We start from the raw sequence: 10,673 nt of genomic DNA, 5'->3' as shown, positions 1-10,673 counted from the left end.
TGCTATCCTTCGCTTTCCCGTTCTTACAATGAAGTCAATGAATACCACTACCGCTGCCGAGACCGTCGACACCACCGCTCCTGCCACGCCTGACACGCCGGACTCGCCGTCCGTGGACACGTCCACCCCGGCGCCAGCACAGGAAAGCACTGCCGGCGACGCGCCTGCCGCAGAAGCGCCGGCCGCCGCCCCGGCCCCGCCGGCCCCGTCCGCCCGCGCCCTGCTCAAGCAGCTGCAACAGCAGTTCCCGGCCTTCCGCGACTGCCTGCCGCTGGCGATCGGCATCGACAAGCAGCTGCTGGCGCAGATGCCCGACCTGAACCGCAAGGCCATGCGCGTCGCGCTCGGCATCCACACCGGCTCGATGCGCTACCTGCGCGCCATGGAAAAGGCCAAAGTGCGCTACAACCTCGACGGCAGCCCGGGCGCCGAAGTCACCGACACCCACCGCCAGCACGCCAAGGAACAGCTGCAGGAACGCTTCAAGAAGGAAGCCGAGCGCAAGAAAGCCGAGCGCGAGGCGGCCGCGGCCGAAGAGGCGAACCGCCAGCGCCAGGAAAAGCTGAACGCCCTCGCGGCCAAGTTCTCGCGCAACTGATGACCGGGCCGAGCGTCGCCGACGCAAGCGAGCTGCTGCCGCCCTACGAAGGCATCCGCCTGGCGGCGCTGTCGCAGGCCGACGTGATCGGTTTCGACACCGAATCCAAGCCGACCTTCTCCAAGGGCGAGGTTTCGACCGGGCCGCACCTGGTGCAGCTTGCCACCGACGAACTGGCCTACCTGTTCCAGATCGGCAGCGCCGCCAACGCGCAGACCGCGCTGGAAGTGCTCAAGCCGGTGCTCGAATCGGAGCGCATCCTGAAGGTCGGCTTCGGCCTGGGCGACGACCTGAAGCGCCTGCGCAGCAAGCTCGGCATCGACGCGCACAAGGTGCTCGACCTGGCCACGGCCATGCGCCGGCGCGGCGAGCGCAACACGCTCGGCGCCAAGACCGCGGTGGCGCGTTTCTTCGGCCAGCGCCTGCAGAAGTCGCGCCGCATCACCACCACCAACTGGGCCCTGCCCCAGCTGAGCGAAAAGCAGCTGCTGTACGCGGCTGACGACGCCCACGTGGCGCTGCGCCTGTACCGCCACTGGCTCGCCCAGCCGCCCGCCGACGACAGCAGCCTGCCGCCGCGCCGCGCTTCGTAGCCGTAGGGTGGTCGGCTTCGCCGACCGCGCGTCCAACTATCGGATGCGCTGTGGCAAACCATACCGGAGCTGAACGCGCGGTCGGCAGAGTCGACCACCCTACGACAGCCCCTTCCGCGTTATTATCTCGGCATTGCTACTGCCGAGTTCATCCATGAGTCGACGCCGCATGCTGTTCGCAGTCCTGATCCTGTCCGCGGGCGCCCTCCAGGCCACGCCGCAGGCCGCCCCGTCCGCCCAGGTGCCCGACACCCTGGCCCAGCGCCTGCTGGCCTGCGCCTCCTGCCATGCGCGCGTCGATGCGCGCGGCAATCCGGTGAACGACAGCTACTTCCCGCGCATCGGCGGCAAGCCGGCCGGCTACCTGTACAACCAGCTGCTCAACTTCCGCGACGGCCGGCGCCAGTATCCGCTCATGACCTACCTGGTCGACCACCTGCCCGACGCCTACCTGCGCGAGATCGCCGGTCATTTCGCAGCCCAAGCGCCCGCGGCGCACGCCGCCGAATCGGGAGGCGCATCGGCGCAGCTGCTCGAGCGCGGACGCCAGCTGGTCATGCACGGGGACGGCGCGCGCAAGCTGCCCGCCTGCGTGGCCTGCCACGGCCAGCGCCTGACCGGCGTCGAGCCCACCATTCCCGGCCTGCTCGGCCTGCCGCGCGACTACGTGAACGCGCAGTTCGGCGCCTGGCGCAACAAGGCGCGCCGCGCCCATGCGCCGGACTGCATGGCCGAGATCACGGCCAGGATGTCGCTGGAAGACGTGAACGCCGTGTCGCACTGGCTCGCGGCCCAGCCCGCCCCCGCCGACCCGCGGCCGGCAGCCTCGATCGCGCGGCCCCTGCCGCTGGCCTGCGGCAGCGCACCGGAGGCGCCATGAAACGCTACACCGTGGTACTGGCGCTGGTTGCCGCCGCCGTCGTGGCGCTGGCCTGGCCGCGGGAGGAATTCATCCCCGCGACCTCGCCCGCCGCCTGGGCCGCCACCCCCGAGAACATCGCGCGCGGCGCCTACCTGGCGCGTGCCGGCGACTGCGTGGCCTGCCACACCGCGCGCGGCGGCCCGGCCTACGCGGGCGGGCGCGCAATCGACACGCCCTTCGGCCGCCTGTACGGCCCCAACCTGACGCCCGACCCGGAAACCGGCATCGGCCAGTGGAGCGCCGACGACTTCTGGAATGCCCTGCACAACGGCAAGTCGCGCGACGGCCGCCTGCTCTACCCGGCCTTCCCGTACACCAACTACACCCGGGTCTCGCGCACCGACTCGGATGCCCTGTTCGCCTACTTCCGCAGCCTGGCGCCGCAGCGCCGGCCGAACCAGCCGCACGAACTGGACTTCCCCTACGACCAGCAGGCACTGCTGGCCGGCTGGCGCCTGCTGTACTTCCGCCCGGCCGTGTTCACCCCGCAGCCCACCCGCGGCGCCGAATGGAACCGCGGCGCCTACCTGGTCGAGGGCCTCGGCCACTGCAGCGCCTGCCACAGCACGCGCAACCGGCTTGGCGCCGCCGGCAGCACGCTCTCGGGCGGGCTGATCCCGACCATCGGCTGGTACGCCCCTTCGCTCACCGCCAGCGGCGAAGCCGGCCTGGGCGACTGGGACAAGGAACACATCGTCGCCCTGCTCCAGACTGGCGTATCCCCGCGCGGCACGGCCACCGGCCCGATGGCCGAGGTGGTGGCGCGCAGCCTGCAGCACCTGAACGGCGCCGACCTGGGCGCCATGGCGACCTACCTGAAGTCGCTTCCCGCCTCCGACACCACACCGGCCGCTAGTAGCGAGCGCGCGAGCGAACCGCTGCTGGCCGAGGGCCGCCGCCTGTACGGCAAGTATTGCGTGGATTGCCATGGCGCCGACGGCAAGGGCAAGGCCCCGGCCTATCCGCCGCTGGCCGGCAACCGCGCGGTGACGCTCACCCCGGCCGTGAACGCGATCCGCATGGTGCTGCATGGCGGCTTCCCGCCCGGCACCGCCGGCAATCCGCGTCCCTACGGCATGCCGCCCTACAGCCACGAGCTGGACGATGCGCAGGTGGCGGCGGTCCTGACGTATGTGCGCGCCAGCTGGGGCAACGACGCGGCGCCGGTGTCGGCGCCGGACGTCAACCGTTACCGTAGCGTGCCGCTCGATTAGCAGTGCTGGCGCTCGGGGCGGCTGAAGAACTTCTTAAGTATTGGTTGCAGCAGTATCGTAGACTGAACTGACTCATTGTCCGCTATCGGCCCAGGCTGTGTAAAAACGCAGGACTGTGTAAACGAACCCGGCTTGGTAAACGTTGAGGAAGTATCTCATCACTGGGGTGCCAAATGAAGCGCTTTATCGAGGGCGAAGACCGTGGACAAGGCACGCTAATGCCAGAGCACCTGGATGACTACGTCACCGAGGACAATCCGGTTCGCGTGGTCGATGTTTTCGTTGATGAACTCGACTTAGCTGGCCTAGGGTTTGCGCGGGTGGTACCCGCAAAGACCGGCCGGCCAGCCTACCATCCCGCTGTAATGCTCAAGCTCTACATCTACGGCTACCTGAACCGCATCCAGTCAAGTCGCAGGCTCGAACGCGACGCGCAGCGCAATGTCGAGCTGATGTGGCTGACCAGGCGCCTTGCCCCGGACTTCAAGACGATAGCGAACTTCCGCAAAGACAACGGTAAAGCCATTCGTAATGTCTGCAGGCAGTTCGTCGTCTTGCGCCAGCAATTGGACCTGTTCTCGGATGCAGTCGTGGCGATCGACGGCAGCAAGTTCAAGGCCGTCAACAGCAGTGACCGCAACTTCACCGATGCCAAGCTCAAGCGCAGGATGGCGGAGATCGAAGCGAACATCAGCCGCTATCTGGCAGAACTGGACACGGCAGACCGTCAGGAACCGGCTGCTGCACAAGCGAAAAGCGTTCGCCTGAACGACAAGATCGCAGCGCTGAAATCGCAGATGGCTACGCTTAAGGAAATCGAAGCGAAGCTGGAAAAGACTGGCGAAACGCAGATCTCGCTCACCGATCCGGACGCGCGCTCGATGATGACGCGGGGTTCAGGCATCGTGGGCTATAACGTGCAAACTGCGGTCGACGCCAAACACCATTTGATCGTCGAGCACGAGGTCACCAACAATGGCAGCGACCGCGATCAATTGTCCGGCATGGCAAAGAAGGCCCGCACAGCGATCGGTACGACGACGTTGACAGCGATTGCCGATCGAGGCTACTTCAAGGGCGAAGAAATTCTGGCCTGTCATGAGGCGGGCATACGTGCTTTGGTTCCCCCTACAAAGACTTCCGGGGCCAAGGCCGATGGCAGGTTCGACAAAGCCGACTTCATCTACGATCCCGAAAACAACGAGTATCGCTGCCCGGCCGGCGAAGCTTTGATTTGGCGATTTTCTAGCGTCGAGAAAGGCATGACAAATCACCGCTACTGGAGCTCGAACTGCAAGGGTTGTCCGCTTAAGGACAGGTGCACACCTAGCGCACAGCGGCGTGTGACACGCTGGGAACATCAGGACGTGCTCGACGACATGCTGGCTCGCCTTGAACAGACGCCCGACGCCATGCGCATCCGACGTTCGACTGTCGAGCACCCCTATGCCACGATCAAGGCATGGATGGGATCCACGCATTTTCTAACGAAAGGCTTGGAGCGTGTGAAGAGCGAAATGAGCTTGCATGTGCTGGCCTACAACTTCAATCGCTTGCTCACGCTGCTTGGCATGCAGGGAATGCTGGCGGCGATCAGGGCGTACGCCCGTTTTCTGCCGCAAACCGGGCTGTTTGGAGCATTCTTGCTGCTGGTCTTGCCGAGGACTGGAAAACGGTCGGCCAAGGCTATGGCGCTTCTATAGGCTTCAGGATAGGCCGTGAGCCGTACAATTCGGCTTACGGATCCAGCTGAAGAGTTTTTACACAGGCTGGGTCGATAGCGGACACATCGAACTATTTCCGCTTGTCTGCCCACCCATCTGTTGGGGCCATGCCGAACGGCCTGTCAGGCCTTCCCTAATCGAACTGCGACTGCACATCGCGCGGATCGGTCAGGGTCATCAGGCCCTTCGCAATGTAGAGCACGACCAGGATGCCGACGATGTCGCCGACCATCATCGCGGCCAGCGCGGTCCAGTCCACCACGCCGGTCTGGACCCACATGAAGGCATGGTGAAAAGCCGGGCTCATGACGCCGCACAAGACCCCGGTAAACAGCAACCGCCCTGCCGTCAGGTTCTTCAGGCGCGGCCCCAGCTCGAACCAGTGCTTGGCGAACAGATAGGCAAGATAGGGGCCGCCCGCCCCCGCCACTGCGCCGTACACCGCCCGGGCTTCATCCGTAAAAGCGAAATGGTGGAAGTTGAGGTAGAAGCCCGCCAGCAGCAGGCCGACAAAGCCGGCAAACCCGAACAGCAGCGTCGCCAGCAGGCGGATGCCCGCGGGAAGAAACACCCAGTTGATCCCGCTGCTTTGCTCGAGCAAGAGGAACAGGAGCTCATTGATCCAGTTCAGGCCGAGAAACGCGATGATGGTGATGCCGACAAAGCCCAGCTGCTTGAGCGGGCGCTGTTTCAGGTGAAGCATGATAAGCGGCAGCCATGGCCGTGTTGCGCGAATACATGCATTGTATCCGCATGGATACGAATTTCTCGTATCCATGCGACATAAAAGCATGCTGCGCGCCGCACCAGCTTACTTGGCGGGAACCACGCGCCACACCGTATTCGACAAGTCGTCGGCGACGATCAGCGCCCCGCGCGGATCGACGGTGACCCCGACCGGCCGGCCCCGGGTCTTGCCGTCGGCGCCGTGGAAGCCCGACACGAAATCGACCGGCTCGCCCGCTGGACGGCCATTGCGGAAGGGAACGAAGATCACCTTGTATCCGACCGGATCGGCGCGGTTCCAACTACCGTGCTCGCCGACGAAGACGCCGTCGGCATAGGCCTGGCCCATCGCCGGCAGCGAGAACGCCAGGCCGAGCGCGGCCACGTGCGCGCCCAGGCTGTAGTCCGGCTTGACGGCGGACGCGACCTTCTTCGGATCCTCCGGCTTGACCCGCGTGTCGACGTTCTGGCCCCAGTAGCTGTACGGCCAGCCATAGAAGGCCCCCGGACGCACGGAGGTCAGGTAGTCCGGCACCAGGTCCGGCCCGATCTCGTCGCGTTCGTTGACCACCGCCCACAGCTGTCCGCTGCCGGGCTGGATCGCCAGCGCCGTCGGGTTGCGCAGGCCGGTCGCGTACGGCTTGTGGGCGCCGGTAGCGGCATCGACCTGCCACACCATGGCGCGGTCGACTTCGGCTTCCATGCCGCGTTCGGTGATGTTGCTGTTCGAGCCGATGCCGACGTACAGAAAGCGCCCGTCGGGACTGATCGTGAGCGCCTTGGTCCAGTGGTGGTTGATCTCGGAAGGCAGCCTGGCGACGCTGACCGGCGGCCCGCCGGCCTGGGTCTGGCCTTCAGTGTAGTCGAAGCGCACCAGCTCGTCCTGGTTGGCGACGTAGAGCTTGTTGTCGAAGAAGGCCAGCCCGTACGGGGCATTCAGTTTGTCGGCGAACACGGTCTGCAACTCGTACACGCCGTCGCCGTCGGCATCGCGCAACAGGGTCAGGCGGTTGCCGCCCTTGACCTTGGTATTGCCCTGGGCTTTGATATAGCCGGCGATCACGTCCTTGGGCTTGAGCTTGGCCGCGTTGCCGCCCCGCCCTTCCGCCACCAGGATGTCGCCGTTCGGCAGCACCAGGGTCTGGCGCGGAATCTTCAGGCCGGTCGCGATCGCGGTGATGGTATATCCCTGTGGCACGGTCGGCTTCTGCTTGCCCCATTCCGCAGGCTCGGCGATCTTCATATCGGGCAACAAGCCGCGTTCCGGCGCGGGCAGCTTCGGGTCCGGACCGTGGGCCAGCTTGCCGCCTTCCTTGCTGCAGGCACCCAGCAGGAGGGCCATGCCCAGGCATGCGAGAGTCGATGTCGGCTTCATTGCACACCTCCATGACGTGGACCCGCTTGCGGACCGAGCCCCAGCCAGGCCGCGGCAAGGCTCAACACGGTGACGACGATCGACAGCACCAGGCCGGTCGGCATCGAGGCCCAGGCGTCTTTAGCATGTTCGAAGGCATTGATCAGTCCCAGCACCCAGGTCGCCAGCAGCACCAGGAAGTAGGTCAGGGGACGCCCTGACTTGCGCTTTGCCCGCAGCAGGTTCCCCAGCGCGAACAGCAGGGCCAGTCCGCTGAACAGCTCGGCGCCGGCCAGGAGCCAGGACGAAAAATTGTTCCACTGGATCTGGTAGGTGTTGTGGTAGGCGATATCGCTCAGCAAGGCGCCGAGGAACAGGGGGATGGAGCCGGCGAGCAGGACCGTATGCAGCAGTCCTGGGGGGCGCCGATAGGTCATATCGACCGTGGCTTGAGAAGACATGGGAGTCGTCCTTGATGAATTGGATTGCGCCTATCTTATCAATAATACAAATCCCCCGGCGCATCGTTGGCCGCGTCGACGATCATCGGACTGATGCAGGCCTGGAGCGATGGAGCAATGTCACGTTCGTGCCGGTAGACCAGTCCCAAGCTGCCATGATTGTGGCAATCAGGAAATTACAATACCATCCGGAACGCATGGCCGCGCCGCGCCAACGTTCTCTTTTGTAAGGATCCGATTGCATGAAGATGTCTCCCCTGCCCCTCCTGCTGGCCGCGTGCTTCACGTCGACCGCCCTGGTCCCCGCACACGCCGCCAAGCCGGCGGCAGCCAGCCAGGCGGCCGGCCTGAAGGTGGACTACCAGAAGTTCACGCTGCCCAACGGCCTGGACGTGATCTTCCACATCGACCGATCCGACCCGGTAGTGGCCGTGAACCTGACGGCGCACGTGGGCTCGGCCCGTGAAAAGGCCGGTCGCACCGGCTTTGCCCACCTGTTCGAGCACCTGCTGTTCCTCGAATCGGAAAACCTCGGCAAGGGCGGCCTGGACAAGATGAGCGCGCGCATCGGCGGCTCCGGCGCCAACGGCTCGACCTCGCAGGACCGCACCAACTACCTGCAGACGGTCCCCAAGGACGCGCTGGAAAAGATGATCTGGGCCGAGGCGGACAAGCTGGGCTGGTTCATCAACACCGTCACCGATCCGGTGCTGGCCAAGGAAAAGCAGGTCGTCAAGAACGAGAAGCGCCAGGGCGTCGACAATGCGCCCTACGGCCACACCCGCTACGTGATCAACAAGGCCCTGTACCCGGCGGACCACCCGTACAACTGGCAGGTCATCGGTTCGCTCGAAGACCTGCAGAACGCCACCCTCGACGACGTCAAGGAATTCTTCCGCCTGTGGTACGTGCCGAACAACGTGACCCTGGTGATCGCGGGCGACTTCGATCCGAAGCAGGCGCGCAAGTGGGTCGAGAAGTATTTTTCCGAGATCAAGCGCGGCGCGCCGATCGAGGCCATGGCCAAGCGCGCAGGCGTCGTGAAGCAGACCGTCAAGCTGGCCCACGAAGACAATTTCGCCAAGCTGCCCGAGCTGACCATGGCCTGGCCGACGGTCGAGGACCTGCATCCGGATTCCTACGCCCTCGAAGTGCTGGCCGAATACCTGTCGCAGACCAAGCGCGCCCCCTTCTACCAGGTGCTGGTGGAAGACGCCAAACTGGCCCCGAGCGTCCAGTCAAGCAACCAGACCGGCGAGCTGGCGGGCCAGTTCATGCTGCGCGTGCGCGCCTTCGAGGGTAAACCCCTGGACCAGGTGGCCGGCGCGGTCGAGCAGGCCTTCGCCAGGTTCGAACGCGACGGCATTTCGGAGCGCGACCTGAACCGCATCAAGGCCGGCCTCGAGACCCGTTTCTACAGCTCGGTATCGAGCGTGCTCGGCAAGTCGGCCCTGCTGGCCGAATACAACTACCTGACCGGCAACCCCGGCTATGTCGAGGAAGGCGTCAGGAAGACGCTGGCCGTCAGCGCCGCCGACGTGCGCCGCGTGTACGACACCTACATCAAGGGCAAGCCCTATGTCGCCACCAGCTTCGTCCCGAAGGGCAAGCTGGACCTGGCCCTGAGCGGTTCCAGCAAGGCCGACGTGGTCGAGGAACAGGTCGTGCAGGGCGCGGAAGACAAGGTCGACCCGAGCGCCAATGCCGAATACGCCCGCACCCCGTCCAGTTTCGATCGCAGCAAGGAACCGCCCTACGGCGCGGCCCCGAGCGTGAAGGTGCCGCAAGTGTGGGACACCAGGCTGGCCAACGGCATGCGCGTCTACGGCATCGAGAACAGGGAAGTGCCGCTGGTGCAGTTCGACATCGCGATCGATGGCGGCCTGCTGCTCGACCATCCGGACAAGGTGGGCGTGGCCAACCTGATGGCGCGCATGCTGACCCAGGGCACCGCCAACAAGACCCCGCAGGAACTGGAAGAAGCCATCTTGCAGCTGGGCGCGAGCATCAATGTCTTCGCCCGTCTTGAGGATGTGCGCATCAGCGTGACCACCCTGGCCCGCAACTATGCGGCGACGCTCGACCTGGTGCGCGAGATCCTGCTCGAGCCGCGCTGGGACGAGAAGGAATTCGCCCTCGTCAAGCAGAGCGTGCTGAGCCAGATACGCCAGCAGGAAGCCGACCCGAACGCGCTCGCCAGCAGCCATTTCAACAAGCTCATCTACGGCAAGGACGACATCCGTTCGCGCAACATCCTCGGTACGAGCGCGAGCGTGAATGCGATCACCATCGACGACCTGAAGGCGTATTACCGCACCAGGCTGTCCCCCTCGAACGCGCGCATGCACGTGATCGGCGCGCTGCCCAAGGATGCCGTGGCGCGTCCGCTGGCTGCGTTCAGCCGCGCCTGGACGGCCAAGCCGGTCGCCATCCCGGCGGCCACCGCGGGGCGCGGCGAGGCGCCCGGCAAGGTCTATTTCGTCGACGTGCCGGATGCCAAGCAGTCGGTGCTGCACATCGGCTACCGCGCGCTGGCGGCGACCGATCCGGACTACTACCCGGCGGTCGTCAGCAACTACATCCTGGGCGGCGGCGGTTTCGCCTCGCGCCTGACCCAGGAACTGCGTGAAGGCAAAGGCTACACCTACGGCATCCGCTCGAGCTTCGCCGGCAGCAAGAGCCCCGGCCCCTTCATCATCGCCAGCGGCGTGCGCAGCAACGTCACGCTCGAGTCGACCCAGCTGGTGAAGCAGATCCTGCAGGACTATGCCCCGACCTATTCGGCAGCGGACCTGGAGACCACCAGGAACTTCCTGGTCAAGAGCAATGCGCGCGCCTTCGAGACGGCTTCCGCCAAGCTCGACATGCTGGACAACATCAGCAAGTACGGCTGGCGCGCCGACTACGTCAAGGACCGCGAGCGCATCGTCAAGTCGATGACGCTGCCTCAGGTGCAGGCCCTGTCGCAGAAGTACCTGGATCCGTCGAAGATGGTGTGGCTGGTGGTCGGCGACGCCAAGACCCAGCTGCCGCGGATGAAGGAGCTGGGCTTCGACGAGCCGGTGCTGATCGCGCGCTAGT

8 protein-coding genes and 1 pseudogene are annotated in these 10,673 nt (G+C 65.3%); 6 read left to right on the top strand and 3 right to left on the bottom strand.

Annotated elements, in window-relative coordinates:
* The first annotated feature begins 28 nt into the window (after nucleotides 1-28).
* From MasN3_RS10020 to MasN3_RS10000, 5 genes and pseudogenes are all read left to right on the top strand, one after another.
* Entirely contained in the window at nucleotides 29-598 is a 570-nt protein-coding gene (locus MasN3_RS10020) for a ProQ/FINO family protein (protein WP_370662337.1), read from the top strand.
* Nucleotides 598-1,191, top strand: a complete 594-nt coding sequence (locus MasN3_RS10015) for a 3'-5' exonuclease (protein ID WP_281913869.1) — start codon at nucleotides 598-600, stop codon at nucleotides 1,189-1,191. Before MasN3_RS10020 ends, MasN3_RS10015 begins: the two co-directional genes overlap by 1 nt.
* A 154-nt stretch (nucleotides 1,192-1,345) precedes the next feature.
* Nucleotides 1,346-2,071 carry a c-type cytochrome gene (locus MasN3_RS10010; RefSeq protein WP_281913868.1) on the top strand — a complete coding sequence of 242 codons (726 nt, stop codon included), beginning with the start codon at nucleotides 1,346-1,348 and terminating at the stop codon, nucleotides 2,069-2,071.
* Complete coding sequence (locus tag MasN3_RS10005; RefSeq protein ID WP_281913867.1) at nucleotides 2,068-3,327, top strand: c-type cytochrome; 1,260 nt, start codon at nucleotides 2,068-2,070, stop codon at nucleotides 3,325-3,327. Before MasN3_RS10010 ends, MasN3_RS10005 begins: the two co-directional genes overlap by 4 nt.
* 173 nt (nucleotides 3,328-3,500) lie before the next feature.
* Nucleotides 3,501-4,928 (top strand): annotated as a pseudogene (locus MasN3_RS10000) (IS1182 family transposase); the annotation flags it as partial.
* Between the two features lie 256 nt (nucleotides 4,929-5,184).
* On the opposite strand, the gene MasN3_RS09995 reads toward MasN3_RS10000, so the two are convergent.
* The 3 genes from MasN3_RS09995 to MasN3_RS09985 all read right to left on the bottom strand — a co-directional run bounded on the left by MasN3_RS09995 (nucleotide 5,185) and on the right by MasN3_RS09985 (nucleotide 7,592).
* Complete coding sequence (locus tag MasN3_RS09995; RefSeq protein WP_281913866.1) at nucleotides 5,185-5,754, bottom strand: hypothetical protein; 570 nt, start codon at nucleotides 5,752-5,754, stop codon at nucleotides 5,185-5,187.
* A 108-nt stretch (nucleotides 5,755-5,862) separates the two neighbouring features.
* Nucleotides 5,863-7,119: a PQQ-dependent sugar dehydrogenase gene (locus MasN3_RS09990; RefSeq protein WP_370662355.1), complete on the bottom strand. Its 1,257-nt coding sequence runs from the start codon at nucleotides 7,117-7,119 to the stop codon at nucleotides 5,863-5,865.
* A 29-nt stretch (nucleotides 7,120-7,148) separates the two neighbouring features.
* The gene (locus tag MasN3_RS09985; protein WP_281913864.1) at nucleotides 7,149-7,592 is read right to left on the bottom strand and encodes a DUF2231 domain-containing protein; all 444 of its coding nucleotides are present in this window, start codon (nucleotides 7,590-7,592) and stop codon (nucleotides 7,149-7,151) included.
* A 242-nt stretch (nucleotides 7,593-7,834) separates the two neighbouring features.
* Here MasN3_RS09985 and MasN3_RS09980 point away from each other — a divergent pair, with 242 nt between their 5' ends.
* Nucleotides 7,835-10,672, top strand: coding sequence for a M16 family metallopeptidase (locus tag MasN3_RS09980; protein ID WP_281913863.1), 2,838 nt, complete (start codon nucleotides 7,835-7,837; stop codon nucleotides 10,670-10,672).
* Nucleotide 10,673 lies beyond the last annotated feature (1 nt).

The sequence above is a fragment of the Massilia varians genome, assembly GCF_027923905.1.
In the GTDB taxonomy this organism is placed as follows: Bacteria; Pseudomonadota; Gammaproteobacteria; order Burkholderiales; family Burkholderiaceae_D; genus Telluria; species Telluria varians_B.
Note: the sequence above shows the minus strand (reverse complement) of the source record. Positions and strands in the feature narration are given on the sequence as shown.

Excerpts from the sequence above, each read along its gene's own strand:
- MasN3_RS10020 (WP_370662337.1), top strand. The coding sequence starts at position 29 with ATGAAGTCAATGAATACCACTACCGCTGCCGAGACCGTCGACACCACC.
- MasN3_RS10015 (WP_281913869.1), top strand. The coding sequence starts at position 598 with ATGACCGGGCCGAGCGTCGCCGACGCAAGCGAGCTGCTGCCGCCCTAC.
- MasN3_RS10010 (WP_281913868.1), top strand. The coding sequence starts at position 1,346 with ATGAGTCGACGCCGCATGCTGTTCGCAGTCCTGATCCTGTCCGCGGGC.
- MasN3_RS10005 (WP_281913867.1), top strand. The coding sequence starts at position 2,068 with ATGAAACGCTACACCGTGGTACTGGCGCTGGTTGCCGCCGCCGTCGTG.
- MasN3_RS09995 (WP_281913866.1), bottom strand. The coding sequence starts at position 5,754 with ATGCTTCACCTGAAACAGCGCCCGCTCAAGCAGCTGGGCTTTGTCGGC.
- MasN3_RS09990 (WP_370662355.1), bottom strand. The coding sequence starts at position 7,119 with ATGGCCCTCCTGCTGGGTGCCTGCAGCAAGGAAGGCGGCAAGCTGGCC.
- MasN3_RS09985 (WP_281913864.1), bottom strand. The coding sequence starts at position 7,592 with ATGTCTTCTCAAGCCACGGTCGATATGACCTATCGGCGCCCCCCAGGA.
- MasN3_RS09980 (WP_281913863.1), top strand. The coding sequence starts at position 7,835 with ATGAAGATGTCTCCCCTGCCCCTCCTGCTGGCCGCGTGCTTCACGTCG.